Origin of the sequence: Virgibacillus siamensis (genome assembly GCF_900162695.1) — a bacterium.
GTDB lineage: Bacteria > Bacillota > Bacilli > Bacillales > Amphibacillaceae > Lentibacillus > Lentibacillus siamensis_A.
In genome coordinates this window covers 1,076,103-1,099,917 of record NZ_FUIH01000007.1, presented here as the reverse complement: position 1 = coordinate 1,099,917, position 23,815 = coordinate 1,076,103, and the positions used below count along the sequence as shown (strand labels likewise).

The window sequence follows — 23,815 nt, the reverse complement described above, 5'->3', positions numbered from 1 at the left end:
TTTTGTCCCTATTTAATACAAAACCCCTGCCGAAAAGGTGGCAAGGGGGGTTAGTACAAGGATAGCAGTATGAAGAAGGAGTGGGGTTCCCCACTCCTTTAACCGTTCGTATCATTACTTACCAATGAAAACTATATCATAATCACAGCAGCCATGCAAGTCATATCGTTGTTTCCCCCGACTATGCAAGTGGCTAAAACAGTGATAATTGATTCTTCTCAGCCATGCCATCCAGACAACCATGATTATCCAGGTATTCCAAAACAGTTTTGGAAATTCTGCTGCGTTCACGCAAATCTTCCTTCGAGAGAAATTCGCCATCCTCTCTTGCTTTGACAATGTTTATCGCTGCGTTTGTACCCAATCCGTCTACTGCATTAAACGGAGGAATTAACGAATCGCCATCAACAATAAATTCAGAAGCTTTTGATTGGTAAAGATCCACTTTCCGGAATGTAAAACCGCGTTCACACATTTCGAGTGCAACCTCCAGTACCGTTGACAGGTTCTTTTCTTTCGGGGAAGCATCATTCCCTTTTTGTACAATGCCTTCAATCCGCTTCCGGATCACATCAGAACCTTTACACATTGTATCCAGTTCAAAATCCCCCGCGCGAACGGAAAAATATGCAGCGTAAAAGTAAATCGGATAATGCACTTTAAAATAAGCAATCCGTACTGCCATCAGTACATATGCGGCGGCGTGCGCTTTCGGGAACATGTATTTTATCTTTTTACATGACTCTATATACCAATCCGGCACGCCATGCTTTTTCATTTCATCAATCCATTCGTCCTGCAATCCTCTTCCTTTGCGGACAAACTCCATGATTTTAAAGGCGAGTGAGGATTCCAAACCTTTGTGCATTAAATAAACCATAATATCATCACGGCAGCCGATAACATCCGGCAATTCACAGATACCATCATTTATTAGTTCCTGGGCATTTCCAAGCCAAACATCTGTACCATGGGAGAGACCGGAAATAATAACAAGTTCAGCAAATGTGGATGGTTTCGTATCCTCGAGCATTTGCCGTACAAACTTGGTACCAAATTCAGGGACACCTAATGTTCCTGTTGTGCAATTAATTTGATCGGAAGTGACACCAAGCGATTCAGTCCCTGAAAAGATTTTCATAACTTCCTCATCATCTGTCGGAATTGTCTTTGGATCGATTCCGCTCAAGTCCTGAAGCATCCTGATCACGGTCGGATCATCGTGTCCAAGAATATCTAACTTCAGCAGATTATCGTGAATGGAATGGAAATCAAAATGTGTAGTCCTCCACTCACTTTTCCGGTCATCTGCCGGAAACTGAATTGGCGTAAAGTCGAAAATTTCTTTATCCTCAGGCACAACGATAATCCCACCAGGGTGCTGGCCAGTTGTCCGTTTTACGCCGGTGCATCCCTGAACAAGTCTGTCCACTTCCGCATTCTTGTATACCAGCTGCTTATCCGAAGCATATCCTTTCACATAGCCATATGCCGTCTTCTCAGCAATTGTACCTATTGTTCCTGCACGATAAACATTATCTTCGCCAAACAATTCCTTTGTATAATTATGCGCTCTTGGCTGGTATTCACCGGAAAAGTTAAGGTCAATATCAGGAACTTTATCCCCTTTAAAGCCGAGAAATGTTTCAAATGGGATATCCTGTCCATCCTTTGTCAGCGGTATATGACAATTTGGACAATCCTTATCAGGCAGATCAAAACCACTGCCGATTGAGCCATCTGTTATAAATTCATGATGCTGGCACTCTGAACATACGTAATGCGGCGGCAGCGGGTTCACTTCAGTTATTTCCGTCATTGTTGCAACAAGTGAGGAACCCACAGACCCACGCGAACCTACCAAATATCCATCATTTAATGATTTTTTTACAAGTTTATGAGATATTAAATAAATTACGGAAAAACCGTGTCCAATAATACTTGACAGCTCTTTTTCCAGTCTATCGGTTACAATATCAGGGACCGGTTCACCGTAAATATTTTTGGCCCTTGTATAACAAAGATTGCGCATTTCTTCGTCAGCGCCCTCGATGGTTGGGGTATATAGTCCATCTTTAACCGGTGACAATTCATCGATTTCATCCGCAAGATTATTTGTATTGGTTACAACAATTTCAATTGCTTTTTCTTCACCAAGGAAACCGAAGCAATCCAGCATTTCATTGGTAGTCCGGAAAGGTGTATCAGGAAGCGTCTGACGGTTCAACGGATTACCCGCCTGAGAAGCAATCAGAATTTGACGGTACAATTTATCATGTCCCTCAATATAATGTGTGTTTCCTGTTGCTACAACCATTTTGTTCATGCGTTCCCCAAGTTTAGTGAGCTTTTTGAGAATGTCCAAAATCTGTGCTTCATTCTGCACCAGATCTTTTTCAACAAGATGTGCGTAATTTGATGGCGGCTGTACTTCAATAAAATCATAGAATTCGGCTGCCTTTTCTGCCTCATCCGCCGATTTTTGCATCATCGTCTCGAATACTTCTCCTTTATCGCACCCCGAGCCCACAAGTATCCCTTCCCTGTATTTCTGCAAAAGAGACCTGGGGATACGCGGCACCCGATAGAAGTAATCAATGTGAGCATGGGAGACAAGCTTATAAATGTTTTTTAAGCCCTCTTGTGTTTTGGCTAACAGGGTGCAGTGAAATGGACGTGAACGCTGATATGCGTTACCTTCTCCCATATGATCGTTCAAGTGTATATGATTTGTTATTTCCTTTTTCAGCAATCCTTGCACCAATTTCCAAAGCAGATAGCCTGTTGCTTCTGCATCATAGATTGCCCGGTGATGCTGTGTCAATTCAATATCCAAATGCTTACACATCGTATTAAGCCGGTGGTTCTTTAATTCCGGAAATAAGAATCGAGCAAGTTCTAAAGTATCAATTACAGGGTTTTTAACTTTATCATAGTCAATTCGATTAAAGCCCTGATTTAAAAATCCAATGTCAAAACTTGCATTATGCGCAACAAGGATACTATCTTCCATCCACGCATAAAAATCTTTCAGCACATCACCAATTTCCGGTGCATCCTTCACCATATCATCAGTAATTCCGGTCAGATCAATCGTTGTCTGTGATAATGGATGGTGTGGATTGGCAAATGCCTCAAACTTGTCAATGACTTCCCCCTTATGAATTTTGACACCGGCAAGTTCAATTATTGTGTCATAGACAGCAGATAGTCCTGTGGTTTCTACGTCAAATACAACATATGTACTGTCTTCCAGTTCCATATCTGATTCATTGTACGCAATTGGAACACCATCATCGACCAAATTCGCCTCGACACCATAAAGAATTTTAATATTATGCTTCTGCCCGGCAGCATGCGCCTCCGGATACCCTTGAACACCGGCATGGTCGGTAATGGCCACAGCTTTATGTCCCCATGAGGCTGCCTTTTCAACTAATGCTGAAGGGGATACGACAGCATCCATCTGACTCATTGTCGTATGTGCATGTAATTCAACCCTTTTTTGATCTTCCGGAGCAATGTCTTTTCTTGTCTCCACTTTGACTTCGTGTATATCATTCGCCATCATGCCAAGTTCATTCGTATACATATCTGTCTGAATGCTTCCACGCGCCTTAATCCACATTCCGGTCTTCAGCTGCTCAAATTTCTCCGCATCTTCATCACCCTTGGAAAACATCTTAATGGATAATGAATCTGTATAATCTGTTGCCTTTGCAATAAGAAGGCTCCTTCCCGAGCGGAGTTTGCGGATTTCAGCGGAAAAGACATAGCCCTGTACTGTAACCCGTCGCTCTTCATCCTGAATTTCATCCATATGAATTGGCTCATCCTGTATTTTATATCCAATCATCAACGGCTGGTCATGTTCTTTACTCTGTCTTTCTTTGTCACGTTTTTCTTTTTCCATTACAGTTTTTTGAACCAACTGCTGATCCTCGAGTGCCTTTTGTTCCCGGAATTTCTCAATGTCAGCCATTTCCGTCTTAACATTGACAGACAAGGAAAACTTAGGGGCGCCGATTTGTGTGCAAAAAAGCTGAAATTCTTTTTCCAAACGTCTTTTTAACGCTTTGCCTTCCGCCTCATTTCTCGCAGTTAACATAAGATTATTATTGTTCACTTCCGGAATTTGGTTAAACACCAGATCCTTATATGCAGGCGATAAATTGGACGTATTTTGCAGAAATAATTTCCAGTAATCACAAATAGTTGCATGATCACATTGCTTTTCATTTGTATGAAGTGTCAGTTCCACTGAATTGGCAAATTGACCGAATGTTTCCTTTAACTTCGTTGACAGCAAAGTGTACGTCTCAATTGGCAACAGTTTATGAACCATAATATGAAAATGCCATGTCTTGGTTTGTTTATGTACTTCGAGTTTTAATAACTGACTATCAGCAAAATATTCCAATACATCATTTTCCCCGATATTCAATTGCTCCAGCAACAATTCCATTTTCTCTTTTTTTGTAATATCCATTACCATTTCCTCCTGGCAATAATAGGTAAAAGCTTATCTGAAGTATGAGAACCCTTGTCATGAAGCAGACAAGGGTTCTGTTATTTTAAATGTTCGATTAATCCATTTTTGAAAGAATCCTTCTTATAGAAATAGCCGTTGAATGTCATTCCATGTAACAACAATCATTAATAACATCAATAATGCAAATCCGATAAAATGAACCATTCCTTCTTTTTGGGGATCAATCGGTTTTCCTCGTACAGCTTCAATCCCGACAAATAACAATCTGCCGCCATCCAACGCCGGCAATGGTACAAGGTTAACAATTCCAAGGTTAACACTCAAAATTGCTGTCCACATCAGAAAGGTAAAGAAACCGGCTTCCACAAATTTATCTGTGGCATCATATATTCCAACCGGTCCTGACAGTGTTTCAATCGGAAGCTGTCCGGTTACAAGCATTCCCAGGTTCGTCAGAATAAGTTTGGTCGTATCATACGTTTTCACAAACCCGTACTTAAATGTACCGGCAAACGTTTTTTCAAACATATGGGTAACACCTAATTGTCCATATGTTCTGCCTTGAATTTCCATTTTCTCCGGAACAACTGTAATCTGATCCGTTTCACCATTTGACCGTTCTACGGTCATATTGAGTTCCTCTCCGGCACTTTTTTGAATAATAGCCGTAAATTCATCCCAGGTTGAGATTGGATTTTCATCGACCTTAATTACTTCATCGCCATGCTCGAACCCGGCTTCAGCAGCCGGTGTATCAGGAACCGCCTCATCGATCACAGCTTCATCTGTCGGCACTCCCTGTACCATCCCAATAATAATAAACAGAATAATTGCCAGCACAAAATTCATCATTGGACCGGCAAAAAGTTGCATCGCACGTTTTCCAACGCTTTTGGAAGCAAACTGACGATCAAAAGGGGCAATTTGCGTTTCCTTTTCATCCATCACATAAAATGCCTTTGGATCAACGTCAAAATGTAATGGCTGATCTTCCTCATCAACTTCAAAACCATCGATGGTTAAGGAATGATCTAAATCTGCCTTCGATACCTCCATCACACGAGCATTCGGATGCTTTGACTTATTATTGACAATAATCTTATTTACTTTTCCCGCTTCGTTAAATTCAAGTGCAATATGCTGTCCGGGTTTTAAATCCTCAATTTCCGGATCCTCCCCGGCTACCCGTACATATCCTCCCACCGGAAGCAGACGTATCGTGTAGACCGTTTCATTCTTTGTGAAAGCAAAAACTTTTGGACCGAAACCGATCGCAAATTCACGGGCCAGCATTCCAGCTCGTTTTGCAAAAATCAAATGGCCAAGCTCATGTATGAATACAAGCAGGCCAAACATAAATATAAACGCGATTACAGTAGTCATTCAGACGCACCTTCCTTTAGTTTGTCCGGGAATAAATTTGATTTTGATTCATACCAGGGTTTTCCATCAACTTAAAAGAAATTGATAAAGTGTAATATCGGCAGCACAAACAATAAACTATCGAGCCGATCCAGAATTCCACCATGGCCCGGAAGTAAATCGCCGGAATCCTTCACACCATAGTGACGCTTAAATGCGGATTCCACCAGATCGCCGATTTGTCCAAAAATAGAAACAAGTATCGTAACTATGATGACACCGATCATAGAGGAAAGTGGTACAATCAGTTGAAAAACCACCCCGGTAATGCAGGCTGCCACAACACCGCCGATTGCCCCTTCAATCGTTTTGTTCGGGCTGATCATCGGCCACAGCTTCTTCTTTCCGAATGCCCGTCCAGCAAAATAGGCACCAGTATCTGTTACCCAGATAATAATAAGAACATAAAAAATATTGATAAGACCTTGAATTTCAACGCCATTACGTGTTGCCAGCAAATAATAAAAACCCATACCAATATAAATAGTCGCAAGCAATATAAAGCCTGCATCGTCAAAAGTAAATTTATTCTTAACAAGTACTGTATATGACAGCAGAATCAGTACAAACAGCATAATGATTTCGGATTTTGTAAACCAAACCACCGGAACAATATCCGTTGCAGTTTCTTCCGGCAAAAGGACTAACCAAAGCAGAATGACGGCAAGAAATGATGGTACTGAATATTTACTGATATCGCGCATTCTCATTAATTCAATGAGTCCAACAGTTGCAAGAAAGTAAACAAACAACTTAAAATACATTCCGCCAAATATGACAAATGGAATGAAAATGATGAATGCTAAGATTGCTGTTATAGTGCGTTGTTTCATATCATTTCCAACACCTTAAATACCTCCGTAGCGTCGCTTTCTCTGCTGATAGTCCTGGAGGGCTGTTTTGAAAATTTCCTCTGAGAAATCCGGCCATAACACATCTGTGAACCAGAACTCCGAATAGGCAACCTGCCACAACAAAAAGTTACTCAACCGCTGTTCACCGCTTGTTCGGATTAATAAATCAGGATCGGATAATCCTTTCGTATACAAGTATTCCGAAAATGTATTTTCATCTACGGTATCCATCGATAGTTCAGAGGAATCAATATCAGCCATTAGCTGTTTTACGGCCCGCATAATTTCAAACCTACTACCATAGTTTAAAGCAAAATTTAATAATAATCCATCATTACCTTTCGTCTGATCTTTCGCATACTGGACTGCTTTTCTAGTATGATCGGGAAGTGCATCGAAATCTCCAATTGTTTCGATTCTTACATTATTCTCCATCATTTCAGGCAGATAAATATGTAAAAATTCTTTTGGAAGCTTCATCAGGTACTCCACCTCAGACTTTGGACGCTTCCAATTTTCTGTGGAAAAAGCATAAAGCGTAAGTATTTTAACATTGCATTTACTGGCAGCTCTTACAATCTTTTTAACTACATCCATACCTTCCTTATGTCCGGCAATCCGCGGGAGACCTCGTTTTTTCGCCCAACGGCCGTTTCCGTCCATGATTATAGCAACATGATTCGGGATATTATCCGAAGCGAAATGGTCGTCTTTTATGTTTTGTTTATTTTTAAAAAAGGGAAATTTAAATGACATCGTTGGTCCTCCGAATTGGGTTGTTTATCCTTATATTCCTTATACAATCCATCAATGATAATCATTAGAAAACCTGATTTATCGTCAGGAATTAATGGCAATACCGAAGCATGAAGTATGTATTTCTCTAACATAAAGGAAAAAAGAATTAGTTATACTATCCTATTATGATGAAATACTATTATATCACTATATTAGCCAAATTTTTATAATGATTTCCTTAAAATCCAAGAAAAACTTGTTTCATAATAACACATATCAAACAGGTTTTTCTTATATTTTAAACAGTTCATCATAAATTTGATGCTGAAAAAGGAACGAGGCCGGGACAAAGTGTTTATCAAAAGAAAACCTGAACAATTATTAGGTAATGGAGTATATAACCCTCCGGAAATTCACTTCGCTTTCCGCGGATGGTTACTGTGACTCCATATGCCTGCACATTGCGGGGATTCACCAGCCCCGCAGGAGTCTGCGCATATATTCCTCCGCTAACTTCCTAATAGTTCATCTTTTGAATTACACGTTTTTGATATGTCCCAGCCTCAGCTTCTTATCAAATCAAGTAGACCTATTTAAACTTCCATAATTTCATTTTCTTTTTGTTTTGCCAGTTCATCGACTTTATCAATATGATTGTTTGTTTCTTTCTGTACGTTATCCTGTTCATCACGAAGTTCATCTTCAGACATATTGTTGTCTTTTTCTTCTTTCTTCAATTGATCATTGGCATCACGGCGTATATTCCGAACCTGTACTTTTGCTTCCTCCGTATACTTTCCAACAACTTTGACAAGTTCTTTGCGGCGCTCCTCAGTTAAAGCCGGAATATTTATGCGAATAACATTTCCATCACTTGAAGGAGAGATTCCCAAATCAGCTTTTTGAATCCCTTTTTCAATATCACCAATGGATGACTTGTCAAAAGGAGTTACAACAAGCAGCCTTGCCTCCGGAGCAGATACTGTTGAAAGTTGATTTAGTGGTGTTGTAGCACCATAATAGTCAACATAAACACTATCCAAAAGTGATGGATTGGCACGGCCAGCCCGTACAGTTGCCAGGTTTCTGCTAAACGCCTGCACTGCCTTATTCATTTTTTCACGAGTTTCTTTCAAAATTCCGCCTGCCATTATTTAGTCCCCCTTATGGTTGTTCCAATGGTTTCACCTTGGACCACACGTTTAATATTACCTTCTTCCATAATCGAAAAGACAATTAACTGAATGTGATTGTCCATGCATAATGAAGATGCAGTGGAATCCATTACGCCAAGCCCTTCATTCAGCATTTCCAAATATGAAATTTCTGAGTACTTTTGAGCCTGTTTATTTTGTTTCGGATCATCTGAATATACACCATCCACATTATTCTTAGCCATCAGGATAACTTCCGCTTCAATTTCTGCAGCCCGCAAAGCGGCAGTAGTGTCAGTAGAGAAGTATGGATTACCAGTTCCGGCAGCAAAAATAACGACGCGTTTCTTTTCCAGATGTCGAATTGCTTTTCTTCGGATATACGGTTCCGCAACCCGCCGCATCTCAATGGATGTTTGAACACGGGTTTCGATGCCAATATTTTCAAGACTGTCCTGGAGTGCAAGGGAGTTCATGATCGTTGCCAGCATGCCCATATAATCTGCTGTGGCACGATCCATCCCCATTTCACTGCCAACTTTGCCACGCCATATATTACCTCCGCCAACAACGATAGCCACTTCCACTCCCAATTCCGCTACTTCTTTAATTTGGGAAGCGATGGACTGAATTACTTGAGGTTCAATGCCATAGCCTTGCTCGCCGCTCAATGCTTCTCCACTTAACTTTAACACAATTCTACGGTACTGAGCTGTCGTCATAATTACCTCCATAGAGATTTTATATTGTTTTTAAATAAAGATAAAAACTAGTGAAATAGGGAACAACATACTGTTCCCTATTTTAAAGCCACTATTTTTTCATTTGGCTCTTAACCTCTTCGGCAAAATTCTCTTCACGTTTTTCCATTCCTTCACCGACTTCAAAGCGGCTGAATGATTTTACGGAAGCACCTTTATCAGCAACGTATTTTTTAACTTTTTGATCCGGATCTTTAACAAAGTTCTGATCCAGCAGGCATATTTCTTCAAAGAATTTGCCCAGGCGCCCTTCGACCATTTTTTCAACGATATTCTCAGGCTTACCTTCGTTCAATGCTTGTGTTTTCAACACTTCACGTTCACGTTGAACTTCTTCTTCAGATACATCATCGCGTGAAACGTAACGTGGGTTTACGGCCGCAATATGCATTGCAACATCTTTAGCGACAGCTTCGTCAGTAGTCCCTTCCAGAAGTGTCAGCACACCAATGCGTCCCCCCATATGGAGATATGCGCCAAAAGCATCGCTATCTGTTTTGTTTACAAGTGCAAAGCGTCGAAGTGAAATCTTCTCACCAATCTTGGCAACAACAGAATTAATATAAGTTTCCACCGTGTCTCCATCGCCATGAAGCTTTTGCTGCAGTACTTCTTCTACAGTCTCTGGTTTTTCACTTACAATATGCTTACCTAGTTCAGAAAGCAGATTTTTGAACTGATCATTTTTTGTTACAAAGTCTGTTTCACAGTTTACCTCAATCAGTGCTGCAGTATTTCCTGCAACTTCAATATATGCAGATCCCTCTGCAGCAATGCGGTCTGCTTTTTTAGCTGCTTTCGCCATACCTTTTTCACGCAGAAAATCAATTGCTTCATCAATATTACCGTCTGTTTCCTGTAATGCCTTTTTACAATCCATCATTCCGGCACCAGTTTTTTCACGAAGTTCTTTAACCAGTTTTGCAGTAATTGCCATCGTAAATCCTCCTTATATTTCCAATGATTCTTTTCCGAAAAAAGGTGATAAAAGGCTTAATCCCCCTTATCACCTTTCACTGTACACTATTACTCGTTGTCTTCAGCGGTGTTTTCGACAGCTGCTTTCTTTTCTGCCGGTTCAGGCTGCTCTTCACCTTCAACTTCCTGAACTTCTTCCATTTCTTCGCCTTGCTTCACTTCCAGGATAGCATCTGCCATTTTGGACGTCAGCAGTTTAACAGCGCGAATGGCATCATCGTTAGCTGGAATAACATAGTCAATTTCATCCGGATCACAGTTCGTATCAACGATTCCGATGATCGGAATGTTTAGTTTATGTGCTTCGGCGATAGCAATACGTTCTTTACGCGGGTCAATAACGAACATTGCATCAGGAAGCTTGTTCATTTCTTTAATACCGCCAAGGAACTTAACAAGACGGTCTTTTTCTTTCAACAATTCCACAACTTCTTTTTTAGGAAGTACTTCAAATGTTCCATCCTCTTCCATACGCTCAATGTCTTTAAGACGGTTGATACGTTTACGGATTGTCTGGAAGTTCGTTAGCGTACCGCCCAACCAGCGTTGGTTCACGTAGAACATGCCGGAACGCGTTGCTTCATCGCGAACAGATTCCTGTGCCTGCTTTTTAGTACCTACGAAAAGAATGGAACCGCCGTTTGCAGCGATATCTTTCACGTATTTGTAAGCTTCATCGACCTTTTTAACCGTTTTTTGCAGGTCAATGATGTAAATGCCGTTCCGTTCAGTGAAAATATATTTTTTCATCTTCGGGTTCCAACGGCGAGTCTGGTGACCAAAATGCACACCAGCTTCCAACAATTGTTTCATCGAAATTACTGACATAAAATATTCCTCCTAAATGGTTTTTTTCCTCCGACCAGGTCATTTCCAAATAAAAACCATTTATAAATGGCACCTTTTATATGGATCACCGGACGTGTGTTTTATAACTAGTTCACTTTCGACAGATGAACATAGTCTTACACCAAAAATTAATATATCATATCAACTCATGGCAATCAAGCATTAATATGCGATTTAGCTTATCGGATTCATATAGACACTACATGCATACAGCAAACAACCCTATCACATAATATAAAAGCAGCCCTCACTTTGAAGAGAGGGCCACTTTACTTTGAATTGCCTTTTAGCAAATCCAGTATATTGGTTAACCATTGAAAACTTATCTTGATCTCAGTTTTTCAAGTTCAACAAGAAATTTATCGTTTAGAACTTTAATGTAAGTTCCTTTCATTCCAAGTGAACGTGATTCAATAACACCGGCACTTTCCAGCTTACGCAGTGCATTTACAATAACCGAACGGGTAATGCCGACTCTATCAGCTATTTTACTAGCAACAAGCAGCCCTTCATTTCCATTCAATTCCTCAAAGATATGGTCAATTGCTTCCAGTTCACTGTAAGACAATGAGCTGATTGCCATTTGAACAACCGCTTTGCTTCGTGCTTCCACTTCGATTTCTTCCGTTTTTTCGTGAAGAATCTCCATGCCTACAACGGTTGCACCATATTCTGCCAACAATAAATCATCATCACTGAAACTATCAGTAAGTCTGCTTAACACCAATGTTCCCAGACGTTCACCGCCGCCAATGATTGGCACGATAGTTGTTAAACCATTTTTAAACAGTTCACGGTTTTCAACAGGGAATGCGGTATACGGACTGTCAATATCAAGGTTTGCTGTAGTCTCATAAATTCCGTAAAGTCCCTGCGTATATTCTTCCGGAAACTGTCGGTCCTCCAGCATTGCTTTCATACGATCATTTTCAATTTCCTGATTGATCGCAAATCCAAGTAATTTACCGCGTCTGCTGAGGATGAAAATATTTCCCTTGATAACCTCCCTCAGTGATGCAGACATCTCATTAAAGTTTACCGATTTTCCTGTGGCTTTCTGCAGCATTGCGTTGATTTTTCTTGCTCGATCTAAAAGTTCCATAATAATCCTCCATTTCGATAATTCGATTTATAATATAAATTGACTTAAATCCTTGTTTTTTACAATAGTACTTAATTTTTTATCCACATAGTCACCGGTAATATCAATCTTCTCCATATTTATATCAGGTGCTTCGAATGATAAATCTTCCAAAAGTTTCTCCAAAATGGTATGGAGTCTTCTGGCACCGATGTTATCTGTTTCCTGATTTACTTCATATGCAATTTCTGCCAGTCTATCTATAGCTTCGTCTGTAAAAATGACATTTATACCTTCAGTTTTAAGCAATGCTGTATATTGTTTAAGCAATGCATTGGAAGGTTCCTTCAATATTCGCTTGAAATCATCCACGGACAATTTATCCAGTTCTACCCGGATCGGAAATCTCCCCTGCAGTTCAGGAATCAAATCAGATGGTTTTGCCATATGAAAAGCCCCCGCGGCGATAAAAAGCATATGATCCGTTTTCACCGGTCCCTGCTTCGTTACAATTGTTGAACCTTCCACAATTGGTAAGATATCACGCTGGACACCTTCTCGTGATACATTTGCTGAATTATCCTGTTTTGCAGCAACTTTATCGATTTCATCAATAAAGATAATACCGGATTGTTCAGCACGTTGTATCGCTTCCTGTGATGCCTCTTCCATATCAACAAGCTTTTGTGCTTCCTGCTGTGTCAAAACTTTTCTTGCCTCTGATACAGAAAGTTTACGTTTCTTCTTTTTTTTCGGCATAAATTGCCCAAAAGCATCTTGCATATTCATACCCATTTGTTCCATACCCGAACCTTGCAGCATATCAAACATAGAAGGCGGGGTTTCCTCGATTTCCACCGTTACAATATGATCTTCAAGTTCACCCAATGCAAGCTGATGTTCAATCCGATTGCGTTTGTTTTTGATCTCTTCATCTTTCGGTTCAGCCTCGTCATCATTCTCTTCTGACTGACCAGGGAAAAGCATCTCAAATGGGTTTTTCATGTTGTTCTGCTTCTTTGCCTGAGGTACAAGCATTTTGACAAGCTGCTTATTTGCTTCCTTCTCAGCCTGACCTTCAACCTCATGCATTTTCTCTTCCTTGACCATTCGCAGTGACATTTCAACGAGATCACGAACCATCGATTCCACATCCCGGCCAACATAGCCCACTTCGGTAAACTTTGTCGCCTCCACCTTTACAAAAGGGGCGCCTACCAGCTTCGCAAGTCGTCGGGCAACCTCTGTTTTACCTACTCCTGTCGGTCCTATCATAAGGATGTTTTTCGGGACGATCTCTTCCTTAATGGAATCATCCAGTTTCATACGCCGATAGCGATTTCGCAGTGCAACAGCCACTGATTTCTTGGCATTGTTCTGACCAATTATATATTTATCTAATTGACCCACAATTTGTTTTGGAGTGTAATCAATTGCCATTGGTAACAAAGGCCTCCTTATTAATCAATTACCTCTAATGTTATACGATCATTCGTATAGACACATATTTCACCGGCAACCTCAAGTGCCGCCCGGGCAATGTCTTTCGCGGTTAAATCATTTGAATATCTGACTAAAGCCCTTCCGGCACTCAATGCATAATTTCCACCCGAGCCAATTGCGAGTATCCCGTCATCAGGCTCAATTACTTCACCGGTCCCGGAAACCAGAAACATCTTTTCCTTATTCATGACAATCAGCATTGCTTCCAGCTTCCGAAGTACTTTATCACTACGCCATTCTTGCGCTAATTCAACAGATGCTCTTGCCAGATTTCCATCGAATGCCTCCAGCTTCCCTTCAAATTTCTCAAAAAGCGTAAAAGCATCTGCGACGGAACCGGCAAATCCCGCTAAAACTTTCCCGTTGAATAAAGTACGTACTTTTCGGGCTTTATGTTTCATGACTACAGCATTTCCCAATGTAACCTGACCATCGCCACTCATGGCACATTGTCCTTTATGCTGAATGGCAAAAATAGTTGTGGCATGAAATTCATTCGCCACGATGATCACCTCTTTGAACAGAATTATGGCCACTCGCTCTGGGATGGCTATTCATATATACACTTCGCAAACGATCTTTCGTCACATGTGTGTATATTTGTGTTGCTGACAGATTCTCATGTCCCAGCAGCTCCTGTACCCCTCGCAAATCCGCTCCTTCATTCAGCAGATGTGTTGCAAATGTATGACGGAGTTTATGCGGGTGGACGTGCACGGTTAAAGCCGCTCGTTCCACCATCTTGTTAAGAACCAATCGCATTCCTCTGGCAGTCAGCGGTTTTCCTTTTGCATTCAGAAATACATAATCGGGTGTGTCCCGGCATTTTTGCAAAAGTCGATTCCTTCCATCATGTATGTAAGTTTCAAGGGCAATTTCGGCGAAACGTCCAAATGGAATATAACGTTCCTTATTCCCTTTACCTTTAATAAACATGGTGCCAACAGAAAAATCAATATCTTTCAGCCGTAAACCCTGGCATTCGCTGACACGTAATCCTGTCGCATAGAAAGTTTCCAAAATTGCCTGGTCTCTTTGCCCTAAAGGATCCGTTAAATCACTAACTTCAAACAACTTCTTTAATTCCTCCTGAAATAAAAACCCAGGAATCGGTTTACTGGCTTTTGGAAGTTTTATTTGTAAAAAGGGATTCGTTTTCACATAGTCTTCCCTCTCCAGAAACTTATAAAAGCTTCGGAGACTGGAAATTTTTCTGGATACAGTGCGCCTGCTCAGCTTATGATCGTGCAAATTTGTCAAGTAAACACGGACAACTTTGGTATCAACCTGTTCCAGTCCTGCAACCCCTTCTGCATTTAAAAAGTCAAAAAAGTTTTCTAAATCTTTCACATAATATTTAACGGTATAGGGCGAAGCATTTTTTTCGATTTGCAGGTATTCAACAAAAGCTTCACAATATGCTTTAAAAGTATTCAATTTTTCACCCCGCCAAACAGCGAATAAATCATAACATATTCAAAAGTGAAAAGCAATAAACTTAACAAAATTATAATAAAATTCTGAATTGCCTTCAACCCGGCAAATTTTTTATGCAATGCGTGGTTAATATAACAAATGCAATGCACGTGTCAAGTATAATTCCTTACCAATGCACAATTATAGCTTTTACCTAAAAAATAGTCAATGAACAACAATTGAACTTTTCTAAAAGTTAACATGACTCCCAGTCTTACCCGAATAACTTCAACTGTTCAATACGTTCTTTTGTTTCTGCAGTGCCGAGCCCATGAATAAACCGGTAAATTTCGATTAAATGCTCATCATAATGTGTACGCTTATCATCAGCACCCCACTCATCGAAAGGTTTTCCTATATATTCGGCTGCTTTTCGTCCATCCTTTTTTGTATCCCTGAACAATTCCTCTAATTCCTTCACTTCATCCGGGGTCGCAACAATTTCAAATTCAATCTCGTTATCAGGTATTGACATTTCACGTACTTCTTTAAAATCAACCGCAACAAAATATGATTTTCTTTCCATCATCATAAATTCCTCCTTCCATATAGCCATGATTCCCTTATCCCTGCAGATAAAACCATGAAAACAAAGAAAAAACTGCCCAATAAATGGACAGTTATGTTTGAGCGTTTTCCCTGTAATCACAATTTGTACATTGGATACGGGTTTCTTTTTTACTCTTTTTCTCAACAAGCAATGATTCACATTTCGGACACGGCCTGGAGATTGGCTTATCCCATGATACAAAGTCACATTCAGGAAAACGATCACATCCGTAAAATGTCCTTCGCTTTTTAGACTTACGTTCAACAACATTGCCTTCTTTGCATTTTGGACATTTAACACCAATTTCTTTCAGGATTGGCTTCGTATTGCGACATTCCGGAAAATTGGAGCAAGCCAGGAATTTGCCGTACCTGCCCATTTTATAAACCATTTCGTGACCGCAATTCTCACAAGTGATTCCTGCAGGTTCATCGCGAATTTCAATCTTTTCCATTTCTTTCTCGGCAACTTCCAGCCGTTTACTGAAATTACCATAGAAATCATCCAGCAATTTTACCCACTCTGTTTTTCCCTCTTCAATTGAATCCAAATCACCCTCAAGTTTCACGGTGAAATCCACATTAATGATTTCCGGGAAAAATTCTTCCAATATATCAATTACAATTCCACCTAGCTCTGTTGGAACAAAACGTTTATTGTCAATGCTAACATAGTTACGCCTCTGAATCGTGTCCAAGGTTGGAGCGTATGTTGATGGACGCCCAATTCCCAGTTCTTCCATCGTTCGGACAAGTCTTGCTTCTGTATACCTTGGCGGCGGCTGAGTGAAATGCTGATTAGGCGTGATGTCTTGTGCTTCCACCGTTGACCCTTCTGAAAGTTCCGGTAGATATTTATTTTCATCCTTCTTCTTGTCATCCGAACTTTCCACATATACCTTCATAAAACCTTTAAACTTGATTTTCGACCCTGTTGCTCTAAATTCAACGCCATTATTTGTTAAGTGTACGGTCATTGTGTCCATCACAGCAGGCGCCATTTGACTTGCCAAAAATCGTTCCCATACGAGTTTATACAATTTATATTGATCATTCGACAAAATGGGTTTTAATGATTTTGGGTCACGCATAACAGATGTTGGCCGGACTGCCTCGTGTGCATCCTGAGCACCTTCTTTTTTCTTGCTCTTCTTGTAATAGCTGAGATAGTTTTTGCCGTATTTTTCCTCAATGTATCCTTTTGCTTCCTGTTTTGCAGTATCGGAAATACGGGTTGAATCAGTACGCATGTACGTAATTAAACCGGTAATACCTCCCGACTTTTTCCCAAGATCTATACCTTCATATAATTGCTGTGCAACCATCATGGTCTTTTTGGCGCGGAAATTTAATTTCCGTGCAGCTTCCTGCTGCAATGATGAGGTAGTGAAAGGTTGGGCAGGATTCCTTTTTCGTTCACGTTTATTCACTTTATCAACTGTGAACGACTTACCTTTCATTTGTTTCATAATGGCATTAACGTCTGACTCTGTTTTTAATTCGTGCTTTTTACCATTTAAACCGTAAAATGAACCCTCGAATGTTTCCTTCTCTTTCAGGAAATTTGCTTCAATGGACCAATATTCTTCCGGCTTAAAGTTCTCTATTTCCTTTTCGCGGTCAATAATTAATTTGACAGCAACTGACTGAACCCGTCCTGCACTTAACCCTTTCTTTACTTTCTTCCAAAGCAGGGGACTGATGTTATAGCCCACCAGACGGTCCAAAATTCGTCTTGCCTGTTGTGCATCAACAAGGTCATTATCTATTGATCGGGGATGTTTAAATGATTCCTTAATTGCATCTTTGGTGATTTCATTAAATACGACACGACAGTCGGAATTTTCATCAACCCCAAGTGCATATGCCAGGTGCCAGGCAATTGCCTCGCCTTCTCTGTCGGGGTCGGCAGCAAGGTAAATTTTCTTTGCTTTCTTTGCTGACTTTTTTAAATCTTTCAGAACATCGCCTTTCCCGCGTATTGTAATATATTTCGGTTTAAAATTATTTTCAGTATCAACACCCGTTTGGCTTTTTGGCAGGTCTCTGACATGCCCCATGGATGCCTTCACTTTATATTTTTTTCCTAAATAGCGTTCGATCGTTTTTGCCTTAGCAGGCGACTCAACGATCACCAGGTAATCTGACATGAACTTTCCTCCCAGAATGAGGTTACCATAATAATAATTTGGAAATCTTCACTAATATTAAATATTTACCTAACATTTGTCAAACATGCTATGAAAATAGTACTAACCCAATCCAAGCGATTTGTAATTCAACTCCATCCGTTCCCAATCCTCCATTATATCCTCTGGTTCCTGTACCAGTTTCGCCCCATCCTGAATCATTTTATGACATCCTATTGATTGAAGCCGTAATGGGTTCCCCGGAACAGCATATACTTCTCTTCCCTGATCCAATGCCTGATCAACCGTAATAAGCGTACCACTTCGTTCAGTTGCCTCGATAACCAGTGTCCCGAAACTGAGACCGCTGATAATTCGGTTCCTCTCAGGGAAATGATAACGCTGAGGCGGCAAATCGGGGGGATATTCCGATAATACAAGACCGCTTTCACATATTTGTTTGAATAATAAGATATTATGTTTAGGATAGATATGATGGAACCCACCGCCTAATACCGCAATGGTATGTCCATTATATTTAAGAGCCTGTTGATGTGCCATACTGTCAATTCCAGTTGCCATTCCACTAACAATTACCCAATTTTTGCGGACGAGCGGAACAACGAATTTCTCCATTTTGGACAATGCATCCTGTGATGGGTTGCGTGTTCCAATCACACTTAATAAAGGAAACTTATTCAATAATCCGGTGTCTCCCAGGGCATACAGGACAAGAGGCGCATCTTTAATAGTTTTTAACACAATGGGATAGTCTTCGTCAACTAAAGTAATCACCCTGCAAGAGGAAATATCATGTAAAATCTGTTTGGTAAGTGGTTTACTATGAAGGTCAAAATAGAATAATGAAGCCTGTTTATGCGGGATAGAAAAAAATTTGCTGATCTCGTTCGCAGAAAGTTTATAAATGCTTTTTAAGGTGGGGTCATATCGGGAAAACCTTCTAACTGATCGGCGGGAAATTCCGCGGCATCTGCTGAGGTGAATTAACCGTTTACGCACTGCTTCCAATCGATCACTTCCTATTCTATTTTTTTATTATAAATGGAACCCAAAACATTGCAGCTTTGGGTTCCTGTTTCATATTTAGTGGGTTTTACATTTTTCATCCAGGTTATTTTCTTTCAGAACACCAATCATGGTTTCACCAATCTCAGCAGGTGTTTCGGCAACCTTAATTCCGCATTCATTCATAACACGGATTTTCTCATCAGCAGTACCTTTACCGCCGGAAATAATTGCACCAGCATGACCCATGCGTTTGCCTGGAGGTGCTGTAGCGCCGCCAATAAAGCCAATTACAGGTTTCTTCATATTGGCTTTCACCCATTCAGCCGCTTCTTCCTCAGCAGTACCGCCAATTTCGCCAATCATAACGACTGCTTCTGTTTCCGGATCGTCATTGAATGCTGAAAGAACATCAATGAAGTTCGTGCCATTTACAGGGTCGCCGCCGATACCAACAGCAGTTGTTTGGCCATAGCCTTCTTCGGATAATTGATGTACTGCTTCATAAGTCAATGTACCAGAACGGGAAACAACACCGATATGTCCTTTTTTATGAATGTATCCTGGCATGATACCAATTTTACATTCATCTGCTGTAATAACACCAGGGCAGTTTGGACCTACCAGACGGGTTTTCTTCCCTTCCATGTAACGTTTTACTTTTACCATATCCATAACCGGAATGTGTTCCGTGATACAGATTGCCAGATCCAGTTCCGCGTCCACTGCTTCAAGAATAGCATCTGCTGCAAATGGGGCAGGAACATAAATAACGGAAGCAGTAGCGCCTGTTGCATCCACAGCTTCTTTTACTGTATTAAATACAGGTACTCCTTCCACTTCAGATCCGCCTTTTTTCGGTGTTACACCACCAACGATTTTTGTACCGTAATCAAGCATTTGTTTTGTATGGAATTTGGCAGTACCGCCAGTAATTCCCTGGACAATAACTTTTGTATCTTTATTTACATATACACTCATTTTCGTCCGTCCTTTCTACTATGGTCTATCAAAAACAGAAATTAGCTATTATAGCTGGTCTGGGTTAAAGACGCTTTATGCTTTAACCATGGAGACGATTTTTTCTGCACCATCAGCCATTGATCCTGCAGAAGTAATATTCAGACCGGATTCATCCAGAATCTTCTTCCCTAATTCAACATTTGTACCTTCCAAACGAACGACAAGCGGAAGTTCAAGGCCGACTTGTTTTGTCGCTTCCACAACACCTTCAGCAATAACGTCACATTTCATGATACCGCCGAAAATGTTGACAAAGATTCCTTTCACATGCTCATCGGACAAAATAATCTTAAATGCTTCTGTAACCTTCTCTGCTGTTGCACCGCCGCCAACGTCCAGGAAGTTTGCGGGTTCCCCGCCATAATGCTTAATAATGTCCATTGTAGACATAGCAAGTCCGGCACCATTAACCATACAGCCAATGTTTCCATCCAATGCGACATAGCTTAGATCATATTTGGATGCTTCGATTTCTTTTTCATCTTCCTCGTCAAGATCACGTAATTCCATAACATCTTTTTGACGGAACAGCGCATTGTCGTCAAAGTTCAGTTTAGAGTCAAGCGCTAACACCTGACCATCACCAGTTGTAACCAGCGGGTTAATTTCTGCGATAGAACAATCTTTTTCAACAAAAGCCGTATACAAGCTTGTCATAAATTTCGCGGCTTTACCGATTAATTCATCAGGAATGTTAATATTAAATGCCAGTCTGCGAGCTTGGAATCCGGAAAGACCTACTACTGGATCAATAACCTCTTTAAATATTTTTTCCGGTGTATTTGCTGCAACTTCTTCAATTTCTGTACCGCCCTCTTCAGAAGCCATCATAACTACACGGGAAGTAGCACGATCAAGTACCAGACCAACATAGTATTCTTTCTTGATGTCGCATCCTTCTTCGATAAGCAGGCGTTTTACTTCTTTTCCTTCAGGTCCGGTTTGGTGTGTTACCAACGTTTTTCCTAAAATTTCATTTGCGTATGTACGCACTTCATCAAGATTTTTGGCAAGTTTTACACCGCCGGCTTTACCACGGCCACCAGCGTGGATTTGTGCTTTCACTACTTTTACGGGACCATCAAGTTTATTGGCAGCATCAACCGCTTCGTCAACCGTATATGCAACATGTCCATTCGGAACATTTACACCATAGCTTCGCAAAATCTCTTTGCCTTGATACTCATGAATGTTCATCTTTCATCCTCCCATCAAAATTCACTGCATTTCCATTGTATAAAAAAACGTGGAATTTCACAAGAAATAGCGAATTTTGCAGATAATGCAGATAACAATGAACATACTCATATAGAAGCCGATATACACTGCCTAACGCACAGCTTGCCGGACCGGACCGAATGACTTCCGGTGGTATGGTGTCACACCATGTTCCCGAATCATTTCCAGATGATGTTTCGTGCCATAGCCCATATTAGATGCAAAGTCATACTCGGGATACGCATTATGCAGTTTTCTCATATATGTATCGCGTGTAACTTTCGCAAGGACGCTCGCGGCGGCAATGGAAACACTTTTTTGATCACCTTTCGTAATCGATTCAGATGAACAGGGAAGCTGATCAAGGTTGACTGCATCAATCAGAATATGATCAGGAACAGGGTCAAGTTCGCCTATCGCACGATACATTGCCAGTTTCGTAGCTTTATAGATATTAACCCGATCGATTTCCTTACAGTCGACAATTGATATTCCGTAACTGACAGCCTGTTCTTTTATAATGGAAAAGAACGAATTACGTGTGGCTTCGTTCAGCTGTTTAGAATCATTCAGACCAAGCAGTTTAAAGTCCTCCGGCAAAATGACAGCAGCTGCCACTACGGGACCTGCAAGCGGGCCACGCCCTGCTTCATCCATTCCCGCAATAAAACGATGTGACTTTGCATAATTTTTCTGTTCAAACCAGCACATTCGCTTATAACGGTCTTCTAATTCCAGTTCTTTCTGCTTTTTTCGTTCATAGCGTTCAATCAGTTTTTTTATGCCTTTACGTTCATCTGTACGCAATTCATTAATAAATGTATCCGTGATATTGTCACTTTCAAGCAGCTGTTTGATAACTGCAATTGACTTTTGTTCCACCTTATCACCTTATTTCTTATGTAGTAGATGTTATTCCAATTGAAAAAATGGCCGTTAAAACTATAAACTGCATTCCCGATCTGAATTGGCAAGGCATTATAACACCGTTTCGGAAATACACCAGTGTCAACTGTCCTTCGTTAATAGGAGCAACAGTTTCTACGCCAAATCCAAATGAAATGACATCCATCCTAGTGATAGATGTCATTTCTGTTCTGGAGTTTCCAGCGTTATGTTTCCTAATCTGCCGGTTCTGAGATCGCGTATAACCAGGTCGGAAACTTTATCAAAATTAACGTTTCCACCACTTTCCAATGCGCCGCGCTGTTTACCAATTGAAACGAATATCTCCCACATATCTTCCATTTCAGGACGAATGGCATAACGCTCCAGTAACTGGTCCGGGTAATGCTTTTGCATATACGTAATAACAAATGCCACTATATCCTGCATGGAAAGCAATTTATCCTTAATTGTACCAATAGCAGCTAATCGGTAGCCAACTTGCTCATCTTCGAATTTTGGCCATAATATGCCCGGCGTGTCCAGCAGTTCAAAGTCATTTTTCACCTTAATCCACAATTGTTGTTTGGTCACACCAGGTTTATCACCGATTTTGGCGATTTTTTTATTCGCCAGCCTGTTAATCAGGGACGACTTTCCGACATTGGGAATCCCTAAAATCATTGCCCGGGCAGGTCTTGGACGGATGCCCTTATCCTTAAGACGGTCCATCTTCGCTTGACTTAATTCTTTACCAAGTCGGATTACTTCATTAATATCCTCTTTTTCATTAACGTTTATAGCAACCGCGGGGATATCGTTCGCTTTAAAATAACGGATCCATTTTTCCGTTTCACGAGGATCAGCCAAATCTTTCTTCATCAGAACCATCATTTTCGGTTTTTGATGCAGTAATTGCTGAAGCATTGGATTTTGGGAGGAGAATGGTGCACGGGCATCGACCAACTCCATTACAAAATCCACCAGTTTCAATTTTTCTTCTGCTTCTCGTCTCGCTTTTGCCATATGTCCGGGAAACCATTGTATCGTCATCATTCATTCACCCTAATAATTCATAATTTGCAGCCGATCAAACGGCCAGTATATCAGGCTTGCTTTACCAACAATCTGATCCATGGATATAAGTCCCAATATACGACTATCAGTTGAATTGCCTCGGTTATCACCTAATACCAGTACATATCCTTCAGGAATCTTTTTATAACCCCCGGGGATATCTTCCAGCTTAAAATCATCGGTATATGTATTTTCTCCTTGCTTCATTCTCGACAAAAACGGTTCTTTTACCTTCTTACCGTTTATAAACAGTACGTCATTCTTAACTGCTACATGATCACCGGGGACACCGATAACCCGTTTAATAAAATCTTTCTTATCGGAAGCATGGAAAACGACGATGTCGAATCGTTCCGGTTCATTAATATCATAAATAATTTTATTGATGATCATTTGATCCCCATCATGTAGTGTTGGCATCATGGATGGACCGTCAACTACTATTGGAGCAAAAAAGAACGTTCGTACAACAAAAATTAACGCAAAAGCGATTAATAATGCCTTTATCCACTCAAACCACTCACTTTTCCGTTTTTCCATATATTCCCCTCCAGCCGAAAACCTTATCAGTATCGTAACGAATTTGTTTCTATTATAGCA

The 23,815-nt window shown here is 40.6% G+C and carries 20 protein-coding genes; all 20 read right to left on the bottom strand.

The window, feature by feature from the left end; genetic code table 11:
- Window positions 1-193: 193 nt before the first annotated feature.
- The gene (locus tag B1K71_RS09195; RefSeq protein ID WP_077326195.1) at window positions 194-4,489 is read right to left on the bottom strand and encodes a PolC-type DNA polymerase III; all 4,296 of its coding nucleotides are present in this window, start codon (window positions 4,487-4,489) and stop codon (window positions 194-196) included.
- Window positions 4,490-4,612: 123 nt separating this feature from the next.
- Window positions 4,613-5,875, bottom strand: coding sequence for an RIP metalloprotease RseP (gene rseP, locus B1K71_RS09190; RefSeq protein ID WP_077326193.1), 1,263 nt, complete (start codon window positions 5,873-5,875; stop codon window positions 4,613-4,615).
- A gap of 71 nt (window positions 5,876-5,946) precedes the next feature.
- Entirely contained in the window at window positions 5,947-6,747 is an 801-nt protein-coding gene (locus tag B1K71_RS09185; protein WP_077326191.1) for a phosphatidate cytidylyltransferase, read from the bottom strand.
- Between the two features lie 15 nt (window positions 6,748-6,762).
- The gene (locus B1K71_RS09180) at window positions 6,763-7,524 is read right to left on the bottom strand and encodes an isoprenyl transferase (RefSeq protein ID WP_077326189.1); all 762 of its coding nucleotides are present in this window, start codon (window positions 7,522-7,524) and stop codon (window positions 6,763-6,765) included.
- 575 nt (window positions 7,525-8,099) lie between these two features.
- Entirely contained in the window at window positions 8,100-8,657 is a 558-nt protein-coding gene (gene frr / locus B1K71_RS09175) for a ribosome recycling factor (protein ID WP_077326187.1), read from the bottom strand.
- Entirely contained in the window at window positions 8,657-9,382 is a 726-nt protein-coding gene (pyrH, locus tag B1K71_RS09170; protein WP_077326185.1) for a UMP kinase, read from the bottom strand. The genes frr and pyrH overlap by 1 nt, the downstream gene beginning before the upstream one ends.
- A gap of 91 nt (window positions 9,383-9,473) precedes the next feature.
- Window positions 9,474-10,358 (bottom strand): translation elongation factor Ts, encoded by an 885-nt coding sequence (gene tsf, locus B1K71_RS09165; protein ID WP_077326183.1) that lies wholly within the window; start codon window positions 10,356-10,358, stop codon window positions 9,474-9,476.
- 89 nt (window positions 10,359-10,447) lie between these two features.
- Window positions 10,448-11,227, bottom strand: coding sequence for a 30S ribosomal protein S2 (gene rpsB / locus B1K71_RS09160; RefSeq protein ID WP_077326181.1), 780 nt, complete (start codon window positions 11,225-11,227; stop codon window positions 10,448-10,450).
- A 343-nt stretch (window positions 11,228-11,570) separates the two neighbouring features.
- The gene (gene codY / locus B1K71_RS09155) at window positions 11,571-12,350 is read right to left on the bottom strand and encodes a GTP-sensing pleiotropic transcriptional regulator CodY (protein WP_077326179.1); all 780 of its coding nucleotides are present in this window, start codon (window positions 12,348-12,350) and stop codon (window positions 11,571-11,573) included.
- Between the two features lie 27 nt (window positions 12,351-12,377).
- Entirely contained in the window at window positions 12,378-13,769 is a 1,392-nt protein-coding gene (gene hslU / locus B1K71_RS09150; RefSeq protein ID WP_077326177.1) for an HslU--HslV peptidase ATPase subunit, read from the bottom strand.
- Between the two features lie 20 nt (window positions 13,770-13,789).
- Window positions 13,790-14,335, bottom strand: coding sequence for an ATP-dependent protease subunit HslV (gene hslV, locus B1K71_RS09145; protein ID WP_077326175.1), 546 nt, complete (start codon window positions 14,333-14,335; stop codon window positions 13,790-13,792).
- Window positions 14,325-15,269 (bottom strand): tyrosine recombinase XerC, encoded by a 945-nt coding sequence (xerC, locus tag B1K71_RS09140; protein WP_077326173.1) that lies wholly within the window; start codon window positions 15,267-15,269, stop codon window positions 14,325-14,327. The genes hslV and xerC overlap by 11 nt, the downstream gene beginning before the upstream one ends.
- Before the next feature lie 253 nt (window positions 15,270-15,522).
- Window positions 15,523-15,837: a hypothetical protein gene (locus tag B1K71_RS09135; RefSeq protein ID WP_077326171.1), complete on the bottom strand. Its 315-nt coding sequence runs from the start codon at window positions 15,835-15,837 to the stop codon at window positions 15,523-15,525.
- A 91-nt stretch (window positions 15,838-15,928) separates the two neighbouring features.
- Window positions 15,929-18,007, bottom strand: coding sequence for a type I DNA topoisomerase (topA, locus tag B1K71_RS09130; RefSeq protein WP_077326169.1), 2,079 nt, complete (start codon window positions 18,005-18,007; stop codon window positions 15,929-15,931).
- A gap of 102 nt (window positions 18,008-18,109) precedes the next feature.
- The gene (gene dprA, locus B1K71_RS09125; RefSeq protein WP_342742121.1) at window positions 18,110-18,781 is read right to left on the bottom strand and encodes a DNA-processing protein DprA; all 672 of its coding nucleotides are present in this window, start codon (window positions 18,779-18,781) and stop codon (window positions 18,110-18,112) included.
- A gap of 309 nt (window positions 18,782-19,090) precedes the next feature.
- Entirely contained in the window at window positions 19,091-19,993 is a 903-nt protein-coding gene (gene sucD / locus B1K71_RS09120) for a succinate--CoA ligase subunit alpha (RefSeq protein WP_077326165.1), read from the bottom strand.
- Between the two features lie 75 nt (window positions 19,994-20,068).
- Window positions 20,069-21,232 carry an ADP-forming succinate--CoA ligase subunit beta gene (gene sucC, locus B1K71_RS09115; protein ID WP_077326163.1) on the bottom strand — a complete coding sequence of 388 codons (1,164 nt, stop codon included), beginning with the start codon at window positions 21,230-21,232 and terminating at the stop codon, window positions 20,069-20,071.
- 132 nt (window positions 21,233-21,364) lie between these two features.
- On the bottom strand, window positions 21,365-22,135 hold the full coding sequence (locus B1K71_RS09110) for a ribonuclease HII (RefSeq protein ID WP_077326161.1): 771 nt from the start codon (window positions 22,133-22,135) through the stop codon (window positions 21,365-21,367).
- Window positions 22,136-22,339: 204 nt separating this feature from the next.
- Window positions 22,340-23,191, bottom strand: coding sequence for a ribosome biogenesis GTPase YlqF (gene ylqF / locus B1K71_RS09105; RefSeq protein ID WP_077326159.1), 852 nt, complete (start codon window positions 23,189-23,191; stop codon window positions 22,340-22,342).
- A 12-nt stretch (window positions 23,192-23,203) separates the two neighbouring features.
- Complete coding sequence (lepB, locus tag B1K71_RS09100) at window positions 23,204-23,755, bottom strand: signal peptidase I (RefSeq protein ID WP_077326157.1); 552 nt, start codon at window positions 23,753-23,755, stop codon at window positions 23,204-23,206.
- Window positions 23,756-23,815 lie beyond the last annotated feature (60 nt).